Source organism: Methyloglobulus sp., assembly GCF_964779595.1.
Genome location: NZ_CBAROL010000004.1, coordinates 63,769 through 87,518, shown reverse-complemented (window position 1 = coordinate 87,518; position 23,750 = coordinate 63,769). Strand labels below are relative to the sequence as shown.

Annotated in this window: 20 protein-coding genes; 6 read left to right on the top strand and 14 right to left on the bottom strand. The window is 44.7% G+C overall.

What is annotated here, in order from left to right; all coding sequences use genetic code 11:
* Positions 1-28 precede the first annotated feature (28 nt).
* The 3 genes from AC1YY3_RS03225 to AC1YY3_RS03215 are packed head-to-tail and all read right to left on the bottom strand — an operon-like array spanning position 29 to position 3,805.
* Entirely contained in the window at positions 29-745 is a 717-nt protein-coding gene (locus tag AC1YY3_RS03225; RefSeq protein ID WP_481823018.1) for a phosphorylase family protein, read from the bottom strand.
* Positions 742-2,694 (bottom strand): squalene--hopene cyclase, encoded by a 1,953-nt coding sequence (shc, locus tag AC1YY3_RS03220; protein WP_481823017.1) that lies wholly within the window; start codon positions 2,692-2,694, stop codon positions 742-744. The genes AC1YY3_RS03225 and shc overlap by 4 nt, the downstream gene beginning before the upstream one ends.
* 10 nt (positions 2,695-2,704) lie before the next feature.
* Positions 2,705-3,805 (bottom strand): phytoene/squalene synthase family protein, encoded by a 1,101-nt coding sequence (locus tag AC1YY3_RS03215; RefSeq protein WP_481823016.1) that lies wholly within the window; start codon positions 3,803-3,805, stop codon positions 2,705-2,707.
* A gap of 469 nt (positions 3,806-4,274) precedes the next feature.
* On the opposite strand from AC1YY3_RS03215, the gene hpnH reads away from it, so the two are divergent.
* The 3 genes from hpnH (at position 4,275) to AC1YY3_RS03200 (ending at position 7,075) form a co-directional block, all read left to right on the top strand.
* Entirely contained in the window at positions 4,275-5,375 is a 1,101-nt protein-coding gene (gene hpnH, locus AC1YY3_RS03210) for an adenosyl-hopene transferase HpnH (RefSeq protein WP_481823015.1), read from the top strand.
* A 94-nt stretch (positions 5,376-5,469) separates the two neighbouring features.
* Entirely contained in the window at positions 5,470-6,042 is a 573-nt protein-coding gene (locus AC1YY3_RS03205) for an ABC transporter substrate-binding protein (RefSeq protein ID WP_481823050.1), read from the top strand.
* A gap of 28 nt (positions 6,043-6,070) precedes the next feature.
* Complete coding sequence (locus AC1YY3_RS03200) at positions 6,071-7,075, top strand: MlaA family lipoprotein (protein ID WP_482194302.1); 1,005 nt, start codon at positions 6,071-6,073, stop codon at positions 7,073-7,075.
* 15 nt (positions 7,076-7,090) lie between these two features.
* Here AC1YY3_RS03200 and AC1YY3_RS03195 read toward each other — a convergent pair whose 3' ends face one another.
* The 5 genes from AC1YY3_RS03195 to AC1YY3_RS03175 form a co-directional block, all read right to left on the bottom strand.
* Positions 7,091-7,606, bottom strand: coding sequence for an adenine phosphoribosyltransferase (locus AC1YY3_RS03195; RefSeq protein WP_481823013.1), 516 nt, complete (start codon positions 7,604-7,606; stop codon positions 7,091-7,093).
* Between the two features lie 41 nt (positions 7,607-7,647).
* Complete coding sequence (gene dxs / locus AC1YY3_RS03190) at positions 7,648-9,516, bottom strand: 1-deoxy-D-xylulose-5-phosphate synthase (RefSeq protein WP_481823049.1); 1,869 nt, start codon at positions 9,514-9,516, stop codon at positions 7,648-7,650.
* Between the two features lie 169 nt (positions 9,517-9,685).
* The gene (gene ispA, locus AC1YY3_RS03185; RefSeq protein ID WP_481823012.1) at positions 9,686-10,582 is read right to left on the bottom strand and encodes a (2E,6E)-farnesyl diphosphate synthase; all 897 of its coding nucleotides are present in this window, start codon (positions 10,580-10,582) and stop codon (positions 9,686-9,688) included.
* Positions 10,575-10,808, bottom strand: a complete 234-nt coding sequence (gene xseB / locus AC1YY3_RS03180) for an exodeoxyribonuclease VII small subunit (RefSeq protein WP_481823011.1) — start codon at positions 10,806-10,808, stop codon at positions 10,575-10,577. Before xseB ends, ispA begins: the two co-directional genes overlap by 8 nt.
* Positions 10,809-10,955: 147 nt before the next feature.
* Positions 10,956-11,252: a GIY-YIG nuclease family protein gene (locus tag AC1YY3_RS03175; RefSeq protein WP_481823010.1), complete on the bottom strand. Its 297-nt coding sequence runs from the start codon at positions 11,250-11,252 to the stop codon at positions 10,956-10,958.
* A gap of 337 nt (positions 11,253-11,589) precedes the next feature.
* On the opposite strand from AC1YY3_RS03175, the gene AC1YY3_RS03170 reads away from it, so the two are divergent.
* Both AC1YY3_RS03170 and mtgA read left to right on the top strand, forming a co-directional pair.
* Positions 11,590-12,048 carry a hypothetical protein gene (locus tag AC1YY3_RS03170; protein ID WP_481823009.1) on the top strand — a complete coding sequence of 153 codons (459 nt, stop codon included), beginning with the start codon at positions 11,590-11,592 and terminating at the stop codon, positions 12,046-12,048.
* 201 nt (positions 12,049-12,249) lie between these two features.
* Positions 12,250-12,981, top strand: a complete 732-nt coding sequence (gene mtgA, locus AC1YY3_RS03165; protein WP_481823008.1) for a monofunctional biosynthetic peptidoglycan transglycosylase — start codon at positions 12,250-12,252, stop codon at positions 12,979-12,981.
* A gap of 31 nt (positions 12,982-13,012) precedes the next feature.
* Here mtgA and AC1YY3_RS03160 read toward each other — a convergent pair whose 3' ends face one another.
* Positions 13,013-13,945 carry an alpha/beta hydrolase gene (locus AC1YY3_RS03160; protein WP_481823007.1) on the bottom strand — a complete coding sequence of 311 codons (933 nt, stop codon included), beginning with the start codon at positions 13,943-13,945 and terminating at the stop codon, positions 13,013-13,015.
* A 148-nt stretch (positions 13,946-14,093) separates the two neighbouring features.
* On the bottom strand, positions 14,094-17,036 hold the full coding sequence (locus tag AC1YY3_RS03155; protein ID WP_481823006.1) for an EAL domain-containing protein: 2,943 nt from the start codon (positions 17,034-17,036) through the stop codon (positions 14,094-14,096).
* 284 nt (positions 17,037-17,320) lie between these two features.
* Between AC1YY3_RS03155 and AC1YY3_RS03150 the strand changes: the two genes are divergently transcribed.
* Positions 17,321-18,094, top strand: coding sequence for a pentapeptide repeat-containing protein (locus AC1YY3_RS03150; RefSeq protein ID WP_481823005.1), 774 nt, complete (start codon positions 17,321-17,323; stop codon positions 18,092-18,094).
* Between the two features lie 35 nt (positions 18,095-18,129).
* Here the strand turns inward: AC1YY3_RS03150 and AC1YY3_RS03145 are convergent, their stop codons facing one another.
* Genes AC1YY3_RS03145 through AC1YY3_RS03130 form a run of 4 tightly spaced genes read right to left on the bottom strand, consistent with a single transcriptional unit; the run spans position 18,130 to position 23,552 of the window.
* Positions 18,130-19,797: an OFA family MFS transporter gene (locus AC1YY3_RS03145; protein ID WP_482194301.1), complete on the bottom strand. Its 1,668-nt coding sequence runs from the start codon at positions 19,795-19,797 to the stop codon at positions 18,130-18,132.
* A gap of 57 nt (positions 19,798-19,854) precedes the next feature.
* Positions 19,855-20,445: a DUF4124 domain-containing protein gene (locus AC1YY3_RS03140; RefSeq protein WP_481823003.1), complete on the bottom strand. Its 591-nt coding sequence runs from the start codon at positions 20,443-20,445 to the stop codon at positions 19,855-19,857.
* Positions 20,446-20,495: 50 nt separating this feature from the next.
* Positions 20,496-21,596 carry a hypothetical protein gene (locus AC1YY3_RS03135; RefSeq protein WP_481823002.1) on the bottom strand — a complete coding sequence of 367 codons (1,101 nt, stop codon included), beginning with the start codon at positions 21,594-21,596 and terminating at the stop codon, positions 20,496-20,498.
* Between the two features lie 27 nt (positions 21,597-21,623).
* Positions 21,624-23,552, bottom strand: coding sequence for an LTA synthase family protein (locus AC1YY3_RS03130; protein ID WP_481823001.1), 1,929 nt, complete (start codon positions 23,550-23,552; stop codon positions 21,624-21,626).
* Between the last annotated feature and the right edge of the window lie 198 nt (positions 23,553-23,750).

Genomic DNA, 23,750 nt, shown 5'->3' with positions numbered 1-23,750 from the left:
TTATTGTTGGGTTGGATTTGTGTGTGCTTTAAGGGAGCGTTGTTACAACATCTAGCTGTTTGGCAATTTGCTTTAAGGTTTTTTTCGCGGCATGAAAATATAAGCCCAGCCTGACCAAGCCCGGTAATTCGGCTGGATGGCGCAATAGATAAGTTAATAGTTTACCTAGCACGACATCACCTTGATCGTTTAGTGCATGGCTGACGGCTTTGGGCAAATCCATCGTGAGTGGATCGGCAATTGCCCGTATGGATAGGAACGACAAGCCGTGGCTTTGCGCCACCCTAGCAATAGCAACGCTTTCCATATCCAATGCTATCGCGCCAGTCGCCTGTGCAAGCTGTGCCTTATCATGGCTAGATGCGACAATGCTTTTGCTTTCCGCCAGCTTGCCCGTGTAGGTACGCACGGTCAAGTATTCGGCAAGGCAGGATTTTGCATGAACCAGCCAATCTTCGTTGTTGAGATCAAACATCACATGACCGGCATCTACGCAACTATTAGCCAATACCAAATCCCCAGGCCTAAATGAAGCATCCAAAGCTGCCGCACAACCCCAGCTAATAAGCTGATTTACACCTTGTGTAATCAATAATTCAGATGCAGTACGCGCATTCTCAGGGCCTGCACCCGAACAGACCACCCGTATTTTTACGGCAAGATGCCCGACCTGCCCTTTCTCAAGTCTATTTGATGTGAGGGTGTTAAGTTCTTCAGGTAAGGCAACAACAATCCCTGTAATCACTGCTTAAGTTCGTTGCGGTATCTGGCGAGTGTCCAGAGCGGGAAAAACTTGTCATAGCCGTGGTATTTCAAATAAAACACCCTAGGAAACCCAGGGGCAGTAAAACAAGGGTCATTCCAAACGCCGTCTGCTTGTTGCTTGCGTAAAATGAAATCAATGCCTTTTTTGACTTCTGGGCTACGCGCCTCGCCAGCCGCCATCAAACCCAAAACCGCCCAAGCCGTTTGGAAAGCGGTGCTGAAATGGTATTTGCCGCTGTAACTGACATCGTGAAAGCTGTAGTTATCTTCGCCCCAGCCGCCATCTTGGCGTTGTTTGCCTTTTAAATAGCTAACGGCATTCAAATACATAGGGTCATTTTTTGGCACCCTAGTTTGTTCCAAGCCTAGCAATACTGACCATGTGCCGTAGATATAATTAGTTCCCCAACGGCCAAACCATGAACCATCCGCTTCCTGCTCTTTACGCAAATAGTTGATGGTGCGTTCTAAGGCGAGTTGATATTGCCCTTGGTCTTTTCCTGCTTTTGCCATCAGCATCGCACAACGTGCGCTGACATCCGCTGTGGGAGGGTCAAGTAATGCGCCGTGGTCGGCAAAGGGAATTTCATTCAAATAATAACAGGTGTTATCGACATCAAATGCGCCGTAACCGCCGTTTTTGGACTGCATCCCTTCTATCCAGCGCGTTGCCCTGTGAATGGATTCATCGAGATCAGGCAAGTTTGAGTCTGCCATAGCAAAGCCAACCACAGCGGTGTCATCGACATCAGGATAATGCGGATTAGCATATTGGAATGCCCAGCCGCCGCCTGCCAAATCCGGTTTGGAAACACGCCAATCGCCAGGTTCATCGGATAACTGTACGCTTTTAAGCCAGTCGTAGGCTCTGGTTAAGCTTTTTGCATTACCCAGCTTATCGGATTCTTGCAAAGCCAGTGCGGTCAGTGCGGTGTCCCAAACTGGCGAAACACAAGGTTGGCAAAAAGCTTCATTTTCACTAATAACCAGTAACTTATCTATCGCCTTACGGGCGGTTACAACGTATTCATGATCTTTTGGAAAGCCCAATAACAATAGCATTTCATAAGAATGAACCATCGCAGGGAAAATACAACCCAAGCCATTTTCGCCATTCAAGCGTTCGATAGTCCAATCTTTGGCTTTTTCGATAGCATGGTCATGAATTTTTTTAGGGATAAAAGGTTCAGCCCATCGACCAAACTTATCTAACCCTAGAAAAACTTTATTTAAAAAAGTCCGCTCAGGAAAATAATGTTGTTCTAAGTCGGGATGGGTAACAAAAAGCTCCAAAATATCGACCTTATTTGGATTTTTTGCAATCGCTTTTAAAGTGCATAAAACAAATAACGGCACCATAACAGTCCTAGACCAGTATGAAACCTTGTCCAGATGAAACGGAAACCATTTGGGAAACAGCATGATTTCGGGCGGAATAAACGGCACACCCCGCCAAGGCAATTGTTTGAAGATGGCTAAGGCAATGCGAGTGAAAACATTGGCTTTTGCAGCACCGCCTTGACCTAGAATGTAGGTTCTTAATCGAACCATGTGGGGGGTATCAATAGAATCTCCCACCATTTTTAAGGCGTAATACACTTTGACGCTGCAACTGATGTCGCCTGGGCCGTGGGTAAAGAGCGGATAGCTGCCATCCTCAGCTTGTTTGGAACGCAAAAAATTGGCGATTTTGGCTTGCAACGGCTCGTCGATGTCACCCAAATAGTGCATCATCATGATGTATTCGGACGGAATGGAGCAATCTGCTTCCAGATCGAATACCCAATAGCCTTTTTTATCCTGAAGGCTCAAGAGTTTCTCCTGCGCCCGTTTTATGGCTAAATTGAGCTGGTCATCTTTGAAAACAATCGGCGTAGCGGTGCTTTGGGTATTCTGCGCTTGTGTCGTTGAGTTTGCGTCGGTAAACATTATTAATCCTCTAAATATCTAACGGTGCTTTAGTAATATTTGGCGAGTAAGTCCAGTTAGGGTCGTGCATGCCTTGACTGCTTACATTGAACAGAAGGTCGAGAAAATAGTTGCTTCGACCTATCAATTTAGTCGCTAAAATCGTCGATTTAACGCTATTTCGGGTGATTTTGACTTCATCTGAGCGAGTAAACCCTAAATTCTGTTTGATCTTTTTTAAGGTCAATACCGCCATACCTAACGCCCACAGGCAGAAATTTCTTATGCCTGTTTCATGACTGGGAATTAACTGGGTAAATTTTAAAGCGTTGTGCAGATGGTTATGGGCAATGCTGATTAAATGCTCCAACCCCTTCTTGAAATTAGCGTCATTAGTCTTTGAACTCAGGCTTTTTAAATCGAAACCCGTTTCTAAAAAAATATCTTGCGGTAACCAGCACACACCGCGCTCGGCATCATCCCAAATATCCTTCAATATATTGGTCATTTGTAAGCCCTGACCAAATGAGACTGCTAAGGTCAGCATTTCATCATGGTGTTTTGCAATTTGCGGTGAGTAATGACAAAACAGCTTGGTCAACATCTCACCCACACAACCCGCCACATAGTAACAATAACGATCCATGTCAGTTAACGTGGGTAAGCCACCGTGCATGTTATCGTCCTGGAAGATAGGCATACCTTCCGCCATCACTTCCACGCAGGTAGATAATGCGGCTATCTGTTGCTTATCAAACTGGTGCGTGATGCGGATTACTCTGGGAATGACATGAATTAAAACGTGTTCAGCCGGAAGAGTGTTGCTGGACAACAACGGCGCAAGTTCCGTGGCAAACGCTTCGGAAGCATTGCCCGTTTTGACGACAGCAATAAAGCCGTGGCAAAAATGTTTTTTTTGCTCCGGCGTAAGCGATACTTCATCTTCTATCGTATCGACAATGCGACACAGCAAATAGGCATTAGCCACTGCCCAGCAAAGGCTTTCCGGCAACTGCGGAATCGTCAGCGCAAACGTCCTAGACACGCCCTCTAGCAACGCCATCTGAAAATCATCATCAGTCATGGCTCCCAGCGACAGCTTATTTTCCAGAGATAATTGAGTTCCGCGCATGAAGTTTTGTCTTGCTGCTATGAGCTTAGGTGTTTACCAAGAATGTCTCATAGTAGCTTGTTTGTTGGTAATTTGCAAAATAATGTTGTTTTGTTGCCAATATTGCTATTAAAGTGTGGTATAATTAACCCATTAATAGCTGATAATCGCAAACACCGCTGTCGCGATCATTTTTCAACCGCTTTGCGAATGCACTGATGGCAAAGAATGTATTGACTTGCTGATTCATGGCTTACTGAAAAAAAGTCTCATATAAACAGTGTATTCGACAACATTTCTTGAGGTAATTTTGGTTGCATGATTGGTTTGTTTTACAGCCAAAACGACTAACACCTTGAACTAAGTTTTTACGCTTTAGTCAGATTGTTGCTTTTGAACGACAGCTAACATTTTTCCTGCAACGTTCCGTGCCACAAAAAGTCCGGTCATTGCAAGATTTCGTAATTTTGAACATTTTGGAGATACATGTATGGGAGTTCCTTTACGTCAACAGCTAACTGTAGCCAGTTACCTAATAAAGCAAAAACTGAAGGGTGTTAAAAAATATCCTCTGGTTCTCATGCTCGAACCTTTGTTTCGGTGCAATCTAGCCTGTGCAGGTTGTGGTAAGATTGACTACCCCGATGAAATCCTCGACAAACGCTTGTCTTTCGATGAATGTATGCAAGCAGTCGATGAATGCGGCGCACCGATGGTATCAATTCCAGGCGGCGAACCTTTAATCCACAAAGAAATGCCGCAAATTATAGCTGGCATAATAGCACGCAAAAAATATGTCTATCTATGCACCAATGCGCTACTCCTTAAGAAAAGGATAGACGATTACACACCATCGCCTTATTTGACTTTCTCGATCCACCTGGATGGAATGCAAGAAAGACACGACACCTCTGTCTGTCAAGATGGTGTATTTGATAGAGCGGTCGAAGCCATTAAATTAGCACTGGCAAAAGGCTTTAGAGTCACCGTCAACTGTACCCTGTTCCAAGGCGAAAAAGACCATGAAGTGGCAGAATTCCTGGATTATTGTATGGAATTGGGTGTAGAAGGCGTAACCATCGCGCCTGGCTTTAGCTATGAACATGCGCCACAGCAGGATGTTTTCATTAAAGGTACTGATATTAAGGAATTATTCCGAGGCATCTTTAAGATTGGTAAAAACCGCAACTGGAAGCTCAACCACTCCTCTTTATACCTTGATTTTTTGGCGGGTAATCAAAGTTACGACTGCACACCTTGGGGCAACCCTACCCGTAACGTATTCGGCTGGCAAAAACCTTGCTATTTGTTATCTGACGAAGGTTATGCTGCAAGTTTTCAAGAACTTATCGATACGACTGCCTGGGAAAAATATGGCACCAGTAACAATCCAAAATGTGCTAGCTGCATGGCGCATTGTGGTTATGAGGCAACTGCCGTTGAAGACATGTTGAAACACCCATTAAAAGGTTTGCTGACTGCAATTAGAGGCCCAAAAACTGAGGGCGATATGGTACCAGAACCCGTACCTCAATATGTTCAAGCCAAAACGCGACCAACCCTGTCGGGCATTCCAATCCACGTTGAATAACACCGTTTTCGCCAACACAGTAAACACTGAAATCACGAGGTCTAAGTCGATGGGCAAAAAAATCCTACATCTGGTCATTTTAGCTTGTCTGTGCATGGCGGGAATAAATCCTGCCTATGCAGCAGAGCAAAGCAAATCAACGGCAGGGAAAATCGTTGATAAATTTCAGGAAGAACTGATAGATGTCATGAAAAATGGTAAAAAATTAGGTTATTCAGGACGCTACGACAGGCTGAAAGACTCAGTCACCAACAGTCACGACTTGCCAAAAATTGCCCGCATTGTGGTCGGTAAAGAATGGGAAAAATTGACTGAACCTCAGCAACAACAACTCGTTGATGTGTTTAGCCGCTTGAGTATCGCTTCTTATGCCCATAATTTTAAAGACTACTCTGGGGAATCTTTCACCTTCGATAACGAGGAAGAAACCACACGTGGCGGGCTAGTCATACATACCCACTTGACGATTCCTGATGATAAACCGGTCAAATTCGACTATATGCTGAAAGAAAATGGTAATAGCTGGCGGATTATTAATATTATCGCCAACGGTGTTAGTGATCTGGCTTTGAAAAGATCGGAGTACACGAGCATTTTGCAGCGCGAAGGATTTGATGCTTTAATAGCCAAAATCAACGAGAAAATTGATAACTATTCCAAACAGTAAAAAGATTAAATATTAAGGTTTTTTGTACATGCGCAGCGTTCATAATAATTTACAAACCAACTCGGCTAAAATTTTTTTATTATGCTTAATGCTGGGGCTTATTAGTGGCTGTGCAACAACTAAAAGCTCTTCTGGATCACCAGAAGCTACCAATAAAGCTGACCCTTACGAAAATTTTAACAGGAAAGTATACGGCTTCAATGACAGTGTAGATGGCTATGTCGCAAAACCTATTGCAGATGCCTACAAAACTATAACGCCTGACTTTATGGAAACAGGTGTATCGAATTTTTTCAACAACCTGAAAAATATTAACGTTGTACTTAACGACGTATTACAAGCAAAGTTTGAACAAAGTGGCCGCGATACTGGACGCTTTATAATGAATTCAACTCTTGGTTTGGGCGGACTGTTTGATATTGCGAAAACAGTTGGTCTTGAGCAGAATGACGAAGATTTAGAGCAAACCCTTGCCGTCTGGGGTGTTCCTCAAGGCTCCTACTTAGTATTACCCCTGTTGGGACCGATCACTACCCGTGGTGTTCCAGGCGCGGTATTTGATGCGGCTGCAAACCCTGCTACCTACATAGGCGTACCTATACAGGTGATCTCATTGATTAATACCAGAGCCAATGCAGAAGGCGCGTTACAATTTATTGATGAGGCTTCGCTAGACCCCTACGTTTTTACAAGAGAATCGTTTTTACAATGGCGCACCCATTTAGCTACTGACGGCAAAACCGACGCATCGTCAGATTTGGATAATATTGATGCTGAGTTACTAAGTGACGACCAAAGTATTGATAAAAAGGCGAATACAAATACCAACACTGCTAGCGGAATAAAAGAACCTTTATCTTCTAACACCAATATTGCCACACCAAAGAACACTCCGACCACCGTACCATCGAATACAAATAAGTTGCAAATTCTTCCGCCAGATACCTCTAATGTGGAAAACAAATCAACTGGCGATACAATCAAAAATGTAGGCGCAGTAAAAAATAAAACGACCAATCCTGTAAAAAAATAAATTACTTCTTTGCTTCTAAAAGTGTATCAAACTATGGATTTCGTAAGCACTTAGCTTATCCCTGCCCTTTAGAAAATCCAACTCCACGACAAAAGCACAAGCTTCGACTGTTGCACCTGTCTTTTCGACCAATTCACAACTCGCTTTCGCCGTACCACCTGTCGCAAGTAAATCGTCAATCAATAATACCCTATCATTCACATCAAAAGCGTCGATGTGTACCTCTAGCGATGCCGAGCCGTATTCTAGGTCATAAGCGACACTTTGGACATCGTAAGGCAGTTTTCCTGGTTTCCGCAAAGGCACAAAAGGCAAGCCAAGCTCCCACGCAACCAGTGACCCAAAAATAAACCCACGCGCTTCCATACCAGCGACGGCGGTGATTTCCCTACCCAAAAATGGCTGTAGCAACTGATGGACAGACAACCTTAACGCAGATGGGTCTTTTACCAGCGGGGTGATGTCTTTAAAGATAATCCCTGGTTTTGGGAAATCAGGGATGTCGCGGATCTTACTTCTTAGTCTGTCCATTAGTTAAAATTACAGATGTAGCTAATAAATTAAGCAACCTATCAAGAATTACCTATAAACCCCTGAATTTGTTTCAAAACCCCCTGTCCATCCAGCCCACAAAGGCTTAGCAGTTCCTCCCGTGTACCTTGTTCGATAAAGGCATCAGGTAGTCCGATGTTGAGGGTGTGCTTGAGTATTTTGTGCTTGTGCAGGAGGTTGTTGACGGCGCTACCGGCACCGCCTGAGATGACGTTTTCTTCGATAGTGACGATAATGTCGTGGTCTTTCGCCAGTTGCAGGATAAGTGCTTCATCTAATGGCTTGATAAAGCGCATGTTGATGACAGTGGCGTTGAGCTGTGTTCCGGCTTCGAGTGCAGGTGCTACCATGCTGCCCCAGGCAAGTATGGCGATCTTTTCGCCTTGTTGCCTGATTTCGCCTTTGCCGATGGGTAGGTTGGTGAGTTCTTGTTGTACGGTTGTGCCAGGACCTTTGCCGCGTGGGTAGCGCACGGATGCGGGACCTGGGTGGTTAAAGCCGGTGGTGAGCATCTTCCGGCATTCGTCCTCGTCAGCAGGCGCCATTATTAGCATATTAGGGATGCAAGCTAGATAGCTGTAATCAAAACTGCCAGCGTGGGTGGGGCCGTCGGGGCCGACCAGCCCTGCCCTATCTAAGGCGAATAGGACATCAAGGTTTTGGATGGCGACATCGTGGATAAGCTGGTCGTAGCCGCGTTGCAGGAAGGTGGAGTAGATGGCGACGACGGGTTTGGCACCTTGGCAGGCTTGGCCTGCTGCCAGGGTGACGGCGTGTTGTTCGGCTATCGCCACGTCGAAGTAGCGTTTGGGGTATTGTTCGGAGAATTTGACCAGCCCTGAGCCTTCGCGCATGGCGGGGGTGATGCCAAGCAACCGTTCGTCTTGCGCTGCCATGTCGCACAGCCAGTTGCCGAATACTTCGGTATAAGTCGGGTGCGGCGAAGGTTTGCCTTTGGGCAGGCGGTCTTGAGTGGGGTCGAAGGCGGGTACGCCATGATAAGCCAGGGGGTCGTTTTCGGCGGGGGCATAGCCTTTGCCTTTTTTGGTGACGATGTGCAGGAACCGTGGGCCATTAATGTGTTTCAGGCTTTCCAGGGTTTCCACCAGCATATCGACATCATGGCCATCAATGGGGCCTATGTAGTTAAAACCGAGTTCTTCAAATAAGGTGCCGGGGACGATCATGCCTTTCATGTGTTCTTCGGTACGCCGTGCCAGTTCCCAGACGGTGGGCATTTTGCTTAATACCTTTTTGCTTTCTTGGCGGACGGAGGAGTACAGCCTGCTCGATAATATTTTAGTTAAGTAGTTGTTCATCGCGCCGACGTTGGGGGAGATGGACATGTCGTTGTCGTTGAGGATGACCAAGAGGTTGGCATCTATTGCCCCAGCATGGTTCATGGCCTCAAACGCCATGCCGCCGGTGATGCTGCCGTCACCGATGATGGCGACGCTGTGTTTGTGTTCACCCTTGATCTGTGAGGCTATCGCCATACCCAACGCGGCACTGATGGAGGTGCTGGAGTGACCTACGCCAAACGCGTCGTATTCGCTCTCGGCACGATTAGGAAAGGCACAGACACCATCACGGGTACGGATGGTGGTCATTTTGTCTTTGCGCCCAGTCAATATCTTGTGCGGGTAGGCCTGGTGGCCGACATCCCAAACGAGTTGGTCGTTGGGGGTGTCGAACACGTAGTGCAGGGCGACGGTCAGCTCGACCGTGCCAAGGCCCGCCGAAAAGTGGCCGCCGGAGACGCTTACCGATTGCGTCAGGAATTCACGTAACTCTTTGGATAGGGCTTTTAGTTTGGTCTTTTTGAGTTTTTTTACGTCGGACGGATAGGTGATGGCATTTAATAGTGGAAAACTTTCAGAGCCATTCATGATGGTACCCATTTCTTGCAGAGGTATTGTCTTTAACGTCGGGATCTTTATTTTGGCAATCACTTCAGCGGCCACAACAGTATCCGTTTCTCTACGTTTAGGTGATTGTTTCATAAGATTTTCTCAAATAAGGTGAAAGCTCAATAAGCGACATCGACATTAACTCAAATCAATGGTCACGTTGAATAATATAAAGCGATAAGTCACGCAGTAAATCCGCTTCCGCACCGAACACGCTTAAACTGTCGATTGCTTTTTCATGCAGCTCTTGTGCTTTTTGCTTGGCTCCTACCATACCTAATAGGGCTGGGTAAGTCGGTTTATCATTTTCTTTATCTTTACCTTGAGTTTTACCCAAGGTCGCGGTGTCACTTTCTTCGTCCAAAATGTCATCTTTAACCTGGAAAGACAGACCGATACACTTAGCGTAATGATCCAATTTTGTTGCTGTGATCGGGTTAATATCGGCTTTTGCAAGCGTTGCCATCGTCACGCTTGCTCGAATCAATGCCCCCGTTTTATGGATGTGCATATTTTCCAGTTCAGGTAGATTTAACCGTGTGCCAACAGACTCCAAATCAATTGCCTGTCCACCAACCATCCCTTGAGAACCGCTGGCTTTGGCTAAGGTAGTAATCATTTTTAGACGATTTTCCGCAGAAGCTGAAATACTGACATCATGAGCCAAAATCTCAAAAGCCATTGCTTGCAAAGCATCGCCTGTCAAAATGGCAGTTGCTTCATCAAACGCGATGTGACAGGTCGGTTTACCTCGCCTGAGATCATCGTCATCCATTGCTGGAAGGTCATCGTGGATTAATGAATACACATGGATGAACTCAACAGCACAAGCGATGCCATCAACTGCATCAGGATTCATGCCTAACGTCTTACTGGTGCAGTATGTCAGCATAGGGCGCATACGCTTTCCGCCATCCAATACGCAATATCGCATGGCACGATGCAGTTTTTGCGGCAGTATGTTTTCGCTAGGAAGTCTTATTTCCAACGCTTGTTCAACCCGATGTTGGCAGAACGAGAGATATTCTTTTAACGCATTACTCATCAGCGAAGGACTCCAGTGCTTGGCTGCCGTTTTTGTCGATCAAAATCTGAACTTTTTGTTCAGCCTCTTGCAGGGCTTTTTGGCACGAACGAGTAAGGTTTACTCCGCGCTCAAAACACTGTAAGGAATCTTCCAAAGAAATGTCGCCACGTTCAAGCCGATTGACCAATTGTTCCAATTCGGCAAGTGTGTCCTCGAATGATGGCGAAGCTTTCTTTTTCGGCATGTTGTTGAAATGCAATAAAGCGACAGATTGTTAATTTTCTACAACATTATATATGAGGTTGCTTTCAAGTACCTAAGAAAAGCGTCTTTATTGTTAATGTGGCTTGTTGTTAACTAGGGCTTATTGACTTTGTGGAGGTTTCTTGACTTACAAAACACTTTCGATGTTGTTTATGACCGACTGAATCAATAACACTTTTTCGGCATGACTAAGTTGTTTAATGGCAAATTCCCGTTTGCTTGCTGTACTACGATTATCTGAATTTTCGGCATAAACCACTTTTACGGGCTGCCGACCACGGAAATATTTTGCACCTTTTGTTCCGCAATGCTGACTAAATCGTCTGGGGAGATTGTTGGTTATGCCTGTGTACAGCGAGTTATCGCTACACAGAATGATGTACACCGTCCAATTGCTAAAAGCTGATGTCAACGCTACGCTCACTAAAATTTCTGTTTAGCCATTACCCAACTACCCACCAAAAGTGGCTACGCTTGGAGTACTATTGCTTTTTATCCATTATCGGGGATTATATAGTAGCTGCGATCATCAGCATCCTTGAAAATAGTAGGCTTAAGCTGAATGAGGCACTTGTGTACTCAATACAAACTTGCTGTTTTTATTAGGTTGTAACCTTATTCGACCACACTATTTTGCTAACGACACAATTATCATTTCCGGTAGTTACATTGTTTTAGCGACACAGATACAGGGCTTATAAGGTTATAATGCAGAGCGACGCGCTACCGAATTACCAAAAACCACACTATAGGTACATAAAATGCACAAGTTATTATTAAGTCTGTGTTTGATTTTTCTAAGCATTACTGTAAATGCTGAAGTTATCGGGAAAGAAGGCATATCGCCTGCAATCATAGATCAAATTTATAAAAAACACGGCAACGCATTGGATTTTACAGTAGAGAAAAAAATTCATTTTTCTCAAGATTTGCTGAAAATCTCTTATAAGGAAGGCGAAGAAAGATTCGTCGATTACTTCAGACCTGATGGTCATTTCTTTGTTTCTGGGCTGCTTATCGCCGCCGACGATATGATGTTCTCTGACAGCAAAGATAAATTAAAAGCCGCTTTTAACGATTATAAAATAAAACAAGCCGTGCTAATCGTTAATCCTAACGGTGCTGGTGAAGAATACGATGTGGCTCTTGAAACTGCGGGTAAAGGCTGGAATGTACTGATCGATAAAAAGGGCAATGTAGAAAAAACTGAGCTCGATTAAAGCGTTAATTACAGCCTAAGCGGTGTCGCTTTCTGTCTCAATATCCAGGTTTCACTGTACTGTTGATAATCTAAGCGGCATCCGCTAGCTGTTATTAAGCTTATTCAATTTAACATCGTAGCAATCAGATACCGAGAACTGCTTGTTACAAATCAAGTAACTACCTAAAAAGTAAACATTCATGCTTTTTTGTGAATTAGCTTGGCGATAACCATTCAAACACACCCTAAAAAATCCAGGCGTTCATCATTTTTTGCTAAATTGCGAAAATTTCTAGGTACTTTACTCATTTCTTTCTTGGTGTTGTCTATCGGACTGTGTACGCTGCTACGCTGGTTACCGCCACCTACATCAGCTTTTATGCTGTATCGTCATTACGAAGATCTTATCGATAACGGCACTTACAAAGCCATTCGCTACCACTGGGTGAATGCACATAAAATTTCGCCAAATGCCGCTAGTGCCGTTATGGCATCGGAAGATCAGCGTTTTCCTGAGCATTCAGGCTTTGATTTGGACTCCATCCAGTCATCAATTGATGTGTACGTGGATGGCGGAAAATTAAGAGGTGCCAGCACTATATCCCAACAAGTCGCCAAGAATTTATTCTTAACGCCCTCCAAAAGCTTTGTACGCAAGGGTATAGAAGCCTGGTTTACCTTACTTATCGAAGCGTTGTGGAGTAAAGAACGCATACTGGAAGTCTACCTCAACATAGCCGAATTCGGCGATCATCTATTTGGTATAGAAGCAGCAAGTCAGCGTTATTTTGGCATTCCGGCAAGTAGCATCAGTCGCTCTCAGGCTGCACTTTTAGCGGCAACACTGCCAAATCCATTATTGTTACGAGCCGCAAAACCTTCTGCTTATCTTTTAAGACGACAGCACTGGATACTCCGGCAAATGTCGAACTTGGGTGAGCCAAAGTTTTAACCATTACCTAAAAATAGCCTTTGCAGGGGTTTCAGGGCAATAGTTTCAATACTTCCCTTGCTCTATGGTCAGCACCAGAAGGTAATTGATGAGTAGTCAGATTGATCCATGCCAGTATATCTTTCAGGGGAATAGGTGCTTGTAAGTCACGCAACAGCATGTGATAGCCTTGTTGATAAAATGCGACGGTTTTCCTGTCTCCGTTATTACTAAGAAAGCGTTGCAAAAAATCATAGGTCGGTTTTTTGGGAATAATCTCGTCATTCTCGCCATAGAGAATCAAGGAATTACCATTTAGCTGATGAGCGCCCTTAAACGCTGCGTCCATAAGATTAGTCAGTCCGTAGATGGTCTCTACCCTGGTTTTCTTGATTATCATAGGATCTCTACCCAACGCCCTGAGCATTTCGATATTGTCTGACGCTTGCACCCTCACACCATCGCCAGATAAGGCTAAGCGAGGGAAGGTGTGGGCTAAAGCCCATAATAAGCTGGTTTGATACCAAGGCATAGTTTGCCTCGCCCACAACGCAGGGGCAACAAGAATGGTTCCATCGACTTCAGGCATATTAGCTTCACCCATCGCGGCAATAATGACAGCACCACCCATGCTTTCGCCTAGTAAATATAGTGGCTGACGAGGGTAACGCTGTTTTATTAATCGGATTAATCCACGCAAATCATTGGTATATGCCGATATTCCCGCCCATGAACCACGTTTAGGTGCTGCCCCAAAACCGCGCTGATCATAAGCAAAACAGGCAATGCCTTGATTACTGAAATAAGCACCTGGACTATCGAAGAAATTACTGTAGTCGTTAAACCCATGCAACGCAATCAGCACTGCCTTGAGTTCTGTGTTGGGTAGCCACTGGCGTAGCGGCAGACTCGCGCCATCCTCAGTGCTATACAGATTATCGCTAAGATGCACGGTATTTTTGTTTATGCCAGGTGGCTCAATCATGGGCATGCAAGCAGTGAGGATGCAGAACAACAGGAGGAAAAAGAGCTTTTTGTACAAGGCTTTCATTTCAAGACATTGAACATAAATCAGGTAATCCGCGTTATTTACAATGACCTGATAAATCGCAGATTTACGCCAAAATCAATCACTATTGCCGTAAATACCACGCAAAGTCGGGTAAATTCTCAATGAGTTCTTTTGCTTCTTTTGCTGGCATAGGTCTGCTTAATAAGTGTCCTTGAATCACATCACATCCACTTGCTTTAAGAAATTCCAGTTGTTGTTCCGTTTCGACTTCCTTCGCAATTACCGTCTTACCCAGATCATGCAACATGGCAATACTAAAAGTAACAATTTCAGCATCCTCGGTATTATTAGGGAGGGCGCGGATGAAAGCCGGATCAAACTCTATGATTTGTGCAGGTATGGCCTTTAACAGGCTAAGTACAGAACTGTCAGAACCGAAATTATCTATAGCTACCCCCAGCCCTGCCGCTACTAACTGCTTAATTATTGGAATAACCAAATCCGGATTTTTAGCGATCTCACTTTCTGCTATCGAAAGCACTAGCCATTCAGGGTTAGCACCTGCTTCATTGATAATGGCAATAATTTTGCTGACCTCAACTGCCTGTTTCGTTGACAGCTCACCTAGGTTAACAATCATTTGTTTGGGGCGTATCCCTTGCTTTTCCCAAGCCACCGCTTGAAAACTAACTTGTTGGATAATCCAATACGTCAATACATCAAGTAAGCCAATATCTTCTATCAGATATAAAAAATTAATTGGTAACAACTGGTTCAATTGTGGATGTTGCCATCGAATCAATGCCTCGAAGCCTGCAATATTGTAATCGCTTAAGTCGTGACGGCTTTGATAGTAAATCGAAAATTGGCTATGTCGGTTCAAGACCTTGATATTATGGGGACTCGTCGCTCGTAACGAAACTTTGCATTCATCAAGTACTGCAACTAGATCTTGCTGTAACTGTAAGCTTTCCTCCTCTTTTAGCTGGTCTTCCGTAGCAACAGCTATTTCGTTTGTAGGTATATCAGCAGTAAACAACTGTTGCGCTTCATTGAATAAAGCCGCAGGATCATTATGTTCACCAGGGTACACGGCACTACCTAAATTCGCATCAAGCACCATAGACCGCATCCCCACAAGGTAGGGAACTTGTAGAATTTTTCTGATTTTTTCAATAATCAGCATAATCATATTGGCATCGGTTTCAGGTAATACCAGCGCAAACCGTTCAGCGTCAATCTGAACCACAATATCGGTTTCGCGCAAAGTGGCGTACAACCGTTTGCTGGCCTCATTGAGTATGTCATCTTGAGGCAAACTGATCGAACTGCCATCTAGCAATCTTAGTCGCGCGATTTCTAAGTAAATCAGGGCAAAAGATCTATGATTTTTGTTCGCTGTTTTAATGGCTAGTTTAAGGTGTTCCAGTAATGACTGAGGAGGAGGGCTTTGGGTTTCGAGCGTTTCCGGATCGACCACCTTGTCAAAAAGCCTTTGCTCAGTAATATCGTGCATGACACCTTCAACACCAGTGCAATGTCCTTGCCCATCGTACACGGGCGTATCCGTGACTTCTAACCAGTGTGTGCCCTGCCCTGCATCATAAATTTCTATCTCATAGGGTTTATTAGGCTGACCTTGTATACAGGCATCAATATAATCATCTATGTGGCGATTGACGGGATTATCGGTCAAATAACGCCGGTAATTTGCCATAAAATCGACCTCGGAATAGCCCAGCAAGCTAGTGACAGAGGGGCTGACATAGCTGAACTTCCCTTCACTATCGTGTTGATAGTAAATGTATTCGTTGCTTGATTGTTCTGGTAGCTCTGGTACTTGCACTTCGGATTTAAAATCATCTTTGAACTCTTCGAGATTTATTTCGATAGGCGGTGCTATCGTCAAATGCATAACATCATTATGCGTCGATTGCAAATTTCTGACCGAATTCATCATTTCATTCTTCGCTTTCAAATGCAGCATTTTTTGTTTTCGTATGAAGAACAACCATATTAAGAAAAGTGCTAATACTAGCAGGGAAATGACCAGCATTTTGCCGATTTCCAGGGTTTCTGCCGTGGGTTCAGCCAGCGCTTTTGGAAGACTGAAAGTCGCGGGTTGTTGCTCAATTTCAACAACAGGAGGCTTGGTTACTGGTGTAGCAACAGGCTCGATGGGTGGTGTTTCCGGTTGCGTTTGTACTTGTGCTGGTTTAGGTACTTCTTCAGTTGAAGGTATTCCGCCCCCGACAACCCACTTGGCAAATACTTTTTGAACCTCATCTTCAGTGAGAGAATCCAGACCTTTCTGTAAAATCCCAACCAATAACGGCCAATCCTTACGTACAGCAATGCTTTCATTCGCACTGTTACGGTCATAAAATGCGGCGATTCTCAGATTATTGAGTTGATGCTTGGCTTGCAGATAATTCGCCGTACCCAAAAAAATGACAGTGGCATCAACCTGCCCCTTATCCACTTCTGTTAGGCTATCCAACATGGTTTTGACTTTAACGCGTTTGGCAGTGGGGAATTCGTTAGTGATTTGTTCCCCATATTGATAGCCCTTGACCACCGCAATTTTTTTATCGCTAAGATCGTTGCGATTATTGATTGTGTTACTGCCTTGCTTGGTCACGATGACTAAGGATTTAGTCAGGTAGGGTTGAGTAAAACTGAACCATTCGGCTCGATCAGGTCGGTTAACCATCGTGGCAACCATGTCCGCTTTTCGTCTAGCCGCCGCTTTGTACAAACTGCTCCAATTAGAATCGGGGTAGATCGTAAAATTAATGCCCAGCCGTTCGCTCAAAATCGCCATTATTTCAACGGCAATTCCGTCGATTTTACCTTGGTCATTCACAAAGCTATAAGGTGGTAAGCTACCATCATAGGCAACACGTATGGTTTTATGCTCGGTTAACCATTTTTTTTCATTCGATGTTAATTGCAAAATTGATTCGGAAGCATGATTCTGCACAGGAAGTACTTCTTTAAATTCATTTGCATGAACGGCGGATTGTGAAAGAATCACCAGTAGGATTGCAATTAAATAAGACATTACTTTAACGAAAGGCTGAAGGAAATGGGTTATTTTAACAATTAATCAACGTGGACATTGTAAACCAGTTAGCAAAAAAGAAAGTCTGTTTAATGATGTTAGTCATGCGTATTGTGAGAAAAAACAGCCTTAAGGGTTTTACTAATCTATTACAAAACTGATCATCCGATATTGTTCTCAAACTAGCCTCACCATATAGGATAAAATTAACCCATCTCGTCTGCTTACCCATAAGAAAACCCTGAAATAAAGATCTGATCACAAAACATAAGGTGCATACAGTTATGAAAATTCACTATTTTTTGAGTAGTTTAGCCTTATTATGGTGCATTTCCAGCAGTGCGGCGGATCTTAACCGTGCTTCTGTTGAAGCTATTCTTGCTAGGGCTAGCAGCAACCAGGTTGCCGACCTGCGTCGCAAAGATTTAACCGATCTGGATTTGTCAGGACTCGACTTTACCCACGCTGATTTATGGGGTTCTGATCTGCGTAGGTCAAACTTGAGCAAAAGCAATTTATCCGGCTTGGTGCTTGATTTGACGGTGATGACCAAAATCAACCTGTCCGGCGCAAACTTGTCCAACACCAGCATTTTTGGGGTTAGCATGATCGGCGCGAACCTCAGCAACGCTAATCTTAGCCACAGCCGTTTTATTGCCAACCTGGATCGCTCCAACCTGAGTCATGCCAATCTTAGCGATGCGAATTGGGGTGTCGATATGAAAAACCAACCGATGGGCTTGATGCGGGTTAGCCTAAATAATGTCGATTTGAGCGGTGCAAATTTAACCAATGCCAATCTGAATCGGGCATTGCTACGCCATGCCAATCTGAACAACAGCATATTACGCAATACCATTCTATTTAGTGCCGATCTCTCAGGATCCGATTTTTCAAATGCAGACTTATCGGGTGCAGATTTATCTGGCTGCAATCTGACCGATGTCGATTTTACGGGCAGCAATTTGGCAGGAACACGGTTTTCCGGCGTTAAAGATAAATCCCTGCTGAAAGGCTTGGATGCCAGCAAAAATCTGGATTCTGCGATTTTTGATTGATTTATACAACTGGAAAATAGCAGAACCAATATTCCTCATTCTGAAAAAAACTTGCTCACGTTAAGCAAGGTCTTATAAATCCCCCATCCTAACGGCAACAAAACAGCAAGCCACGCCAATAACACCCAGATAAACCCTGTTGCTTTTTCGGCACTGATTTCATTTTCTGTATTGCTGAGATGCACTGTTTCATGCGCGAGCCGTTTTTCTTCCGCCAATTCACTTTCGGTCATAAACCATTTATCTGCCACAGGTCGAATCAGTAGATTGCACAGCAAACCAATTATCAACATTCCAGCCAGGATCAACATGGTTTGGTTATACACCTGCTCACGCGGGATACCTAGAGCAAGTTGGTATTCGCGCATGTAATTGACGATAACTGGCCCTAGAATTCCTGCCGTTGCCCAAGCAGTCAATAAACGCCCGTGAATTGCACCGACCATTTGCGTACCAAACAAGTCCGCCAGATAAGCCGGTACGGTGGAAAAACCGCCGCCGTACATACTCAAGATGATGCAGAATGCGCCGACAAACAGCAGAATATTTCCGGTTTCAGCACTTTCAGGAATGCTGAGGTACAACAAGCTACCTAGCAAAAAGAACACCAAGTAGGTGGTTTTGCGACCTAATTTATCTGAAAGACTTGCCCAGAAAAATCGTCCACCGATATTGAATAAGCTCAATAACGCCGTAAATCCGGCGGCAACCGCAGCAATCGCTGCCAATTGGTCTTTATCCAAGGCCGCATAAAGCTTATTAACACCGATCAGTTGACCGCCAAATACCTCCTGTAACATGGGCGACGACATGCCGATGATGCCGATACCTGCACTCACGTTCATGCACAACACGCCCCATAACAGCCAAAATTGCTTAATCTTGAATACTTTTTTTACGTGTACGTGCCTTTGGGTAATCATCTTGTTGGTTTTTGTGGATTCTGGCGGCTGCCAATTAGCGGGTTTCCAATCGGATGCAGGTACGCGATAACCTAATGCTCCTGCCATCATAAACACAAAATAAACCGATGCCATCACAATAAGCGTGGGCATAACGCCGACATCCGACTCAGTCGCAAAATGCTTAATCAGTTCTGCTGCCAAGGGCGAGCCTATCATCGCACCACCGCCAAAACCCATGATCGCCATGCCCGTCGCCATGCCTCGGCGGTCTGGAAACCATTTGATTAAAGTAGATACAGGCGAAATATAACCCAAACCCAAACCGATGCCGCCAATAACGCCAGAACCCAATAACATCATCCAAAACTGGTGGTAATAAATGCCCATTGCAGAAAATAACATACCACCGCACCAGCAAAAAGTGCTGACAACCGCCGCTTTACGTGGGCCGACATGTTCCAGCCAGCCACCCCATAATGCAGCCGACGAACCCAGAAAGACAAAGAACAGCGTATACATCCAGCCCAAGGTAGAAATTTTCCAATCGCAATGGGTGACGGTCAATTCCTGCAAGAAGCCAATTTCAGAACCACAAACGATTGATTCTTTGATACCTATCGCTTTTGATAACGGCAGCCAGAATACCGAAAAGCCATACGCCATACCGATGCACAGATGAATGGCGAGTGCGGCGGGTGGCACGAGCCAACGATTGAAACCGGACCCTGCGATGATGCGTTCTTTGGACAAAAATCCTGGGCTTGCGTTGGTCATTGTGAGTTGTCGATGTTGTTTCATGTCACCACATGAAAGGTAGGTAAATTTAAGCACTCAAGCCCTACATTCATTAGGGCTTTAGTGAGGAATCATACGAATCGGAGCTTGGCCGGGCTGCGGATACATGGGTGCAGGTGCTTGTCCTGCTGGTGGTCTCGTTGTTACAGGTGCTTGACCGGCTGGGGTATCAGTCCACGGAGCATTACGCTGTGGGTGTGGCATATTTGGATTCCATGTACCCGGCGGATAATACTGATTGTTCCAATATCGCCCATTATAACCATAGGGTTGATTGTAAATCCCGCTGCCTTGATTTTGACGCTGTTGTTCTGAATTCGCTTGTTGCTCTTGTGCGATTACACTACGTCTTTGCAATTCGAGGCTTTCTTGTCTTTCTAACGCTGCTTGCCGTTGTTTCACGACTTCCTGCTTTACGGTATCATCAATAGCTTGCTGCTGCTTCCAGGCTTCTAATTTTGCTCTTGCAAGCTCTGCTTGTTCGGGTGTTATTTCTTTCACTTTGATGACACCTTGCGTTGTCGCACCTGATGCACAAGGCTGGGATTGGTAGACAATTTTTCCGACCACATTCTTGCATTTAAAGACTTCGGCATTGGCTGATAAAGACAACACCGACAATGCTATTAAAATATAATTCGGGTATTTCATGATTGAATTCCTCATCTTTTCATAGCGAAAGATAGACAAAATATTTTCGGTTATTTCGCCTCAGCCTGTTGTTTGCTAGCCATCAACATCCGCGCCAAGCGCCGCAAACCATCCGACGACATTTCCAGCCCAAAGGGTGCGCCGATGTTTTCCAGCTCGTACATCACATCAGTGGCGGCAATAAACGTCAGATAACGCAACGCTTCGACTTCCGGCAGTTGTTTTGCCAAAGTACGCAGGTGCGGCGACAGTTTTTGCCAAGTTTGGGTAAAAAATACCCGTACAGGATCGCCGCTTTCTGGGCTTTGCGCCTTCAATCCGGCTTGAAATGCACTGCGTGATTCCAACAAGATTTCCGTCAAGGTATCACGCAGTTCTGGCGATTGCGTTTCACTTGATGCTTGGTTGATGGCTTTGCTTAAAAAACCATCCCATTCCTGCCAGCTTGCTTGCCACTGTTTCTGTTCAGCTTCAGTAAAAGGTGCTTCGGGTTTTGGCGCGACTTTCTTTAAGGGCGCATCAAAAGCCAGATTAACTTTGATGCCGTCATCATTGGCTTCTGCGCCACCAAATTTTAAGGTGGACAGTATTTGTTTGATTTCACCCGCATTTTCCTTGGGCAGAAAGCCCGTCAAAGTGCGCTCTATATCACCACGGGATTCATTCAAATCGACTTTAACTTGCGCCAATTTGGGTTCGGCGACTTTTCTTATCAAGTCTTGCAATTGACCGATTTCCAATTGGCGGCCTTGCTTATCATACGCATTGGCTTTCGTGACGGGTAAGCTCAGGACGGACTGATCTGCACTGATTGTGGGCTTTTGAAGGGTTTCCAGCGCACCATCCCAGGCAATAAAAGGAATACATTGTCCACTAAAAGCCTTACCAAATTGTGCTTGCACGTCATTCAGCAGCTTGAATTGCCCGTTTTCACCGGAAATTCTGGGGTTATACAGCCTGAGAAAACTGCATTTGTGCTTGTCATTCCAAACGTCCGCCGCACCGTTCTCGCCTTTAAATAGCTGGCTGACCACCGCTTTCTTGATTAAGCCGTAATCCAGTTGGATAGGAATGTTATAAGGGTCAGCCACCCCTGTTTTTGCAAAGGCTATAAAAACGCTTATCGCCAATAACTTAAAAAAATTAACCATGTTGTTGCTCCTCAATTTGATACCTAATCAATGCTTAGTTTTGGCATTTGGTTTTTGTATATCCTTTTCATCTTTCTTATATTTATTCTCTGTCGTTTCAGTTATTACGTCCGAAGCTGTAGGTTGGTCTGGCAAGGCGACATTATTCAAGTCCTTAGCGACCGGATGTTTAATTCGCGTAAATTGCTGTCCAATAAACAAATCGTTGCTCACCGTAATCACATCATCCAGCCAACTCGTAGACTTTTGACAAGATTCCGTAAAGGGCGGTTCTTTGCAGACATCAATTTTGCCATTTTTCAGCACATTAAAATGCAAGCCGGGCAAAGGCCGGATACGCATATCCGGCAAGGGATGGGCGTAATTGAGAATGGTGGGTTCCTCGTGGTTCAATAAATCCAGCAGCAATTTCGGCACTTGATAAAGTGGAAGGCTGCCAAATTTCACCGGCCCGTTTTTGCCGTCGATAATAATCATGGGTGTGGTCACGTAAAACTTGAGCATCTCCGGGGTAAATTCGGTGTTATGTGCGGCAAGCACACCGGAATCGACATAACCGGCGTAATTGCCGCCCATAAATGGCAAATGATCGCCGAATGCCACGATAATACCGTCTGGGTCTTTCTTACGCATTTCATTGATAAAACCCATTAATTCCAGTGACTTATAATAGGCAATATTGGCGTAAGTAGAGACCTCCTCCACTTTAGAACGCGAAGTGATTTTGCTCGGTCTTGACGCGCTCAGCGGGTAATTCCAATGACCGAAGATGGTGACGATGTAATCCAGAACGGGTTCTTTCTTTTCCAACGACGGGGTGATTTTTTCTATTACCTGACGATATAAAGTGGCATCGGACATGAATTCCTTGTTCATATCGTCTTGCACAAAATCTTTAATTGACCAGTAAGTTTGAAAGCCAATATAGCGATAGGCGTTAACCCGATTCCAAAATACCGGCACATTGGGATGCGAAACAACCGTGCGATAGCCCTTATCAGCCAGAATATGCGGCAAACAGGGCGTGGAATTTAACAACTGGCGTTCAAATTTGACGCTGTTTCTGACCACCGGAAACCCGCACAATATCTCAAATTCGGAGTTTGCCGTATATCCACCAAATACAGGCGGCATGGCAGTTGAATAATCCACGCTTTTCCATAATTTACGGAATTCTGGCGCTAAGGGGTTTTTATTGTAGCCAGCTTTTTTCAGGCGATTTGGATCCCAGAACGATTCCAATAATATGATATGGATATTACGCGGCGTGAAGGCTTTATCTCCTACCTTCGGTTGTGCAGGCTGAGTGGCGATTAAACGCTCTGCCGATTGCTGGGCATTATCGACATCCGGTGGGGCTTCCGCCATCAAAAAATGACGCGAACCCTCTTGTAAGCTATACAGCATCCCGCCATGCCATAAATAATTTGAGCGTTGATCCCAAACTGAACTGCCGGTGTACTTGTCCAGCGGTTCAACCAGCATTGCCGGTTTGTACACGACCGTTAAGCCCAACATAATCGCCGCCAGCATCGCCAAATACGCACTCCAGTGCCGCATCGTGAAATTGAACAGCAAAAGACTTGCGATACCCGCAACCGTTAAGGCCGCCGCAAAAAATTGCCAGCCTTCCAAGATTAACAACATCGAACGCAGGGCAAACACATCGTCTGGCATGATGGGGCCACCAAAAAACGAAATTTTGATGGCATTGCCGATGTACAACACCCCCATAATCAGCGCTTGTAGCACCAAAAATATTGATACCCGCCTTGATAACGCAAACAATACATAAGCGACCGCTAAATTAACAATAAAATCCAGCACAATATTGCTTATAAAACCAATCGTTATAGCCTGGGCTTTTATCATCACATCAAATTTCAACGCGCCTATCAAATTGAACACCAGATAAAACAGCGCGGTAGAAATCAGGGGTATCAGTTTTGTAGGCATGGTTTTGAAAGTCATGATTTTGGATTAAGGCTACACCGACCAAGATGAATGTGAAGTGAACGAAAACCACATATTAGCATAATCCCGTGTTTCGCTTAATTATCGCAAGTTGTACGCGCTGGACAGCCGAATGTATTTGTGAACTTGACATATCCACCTCACAAAATTCATAAATACCGCCATGAATAAAGATCATTT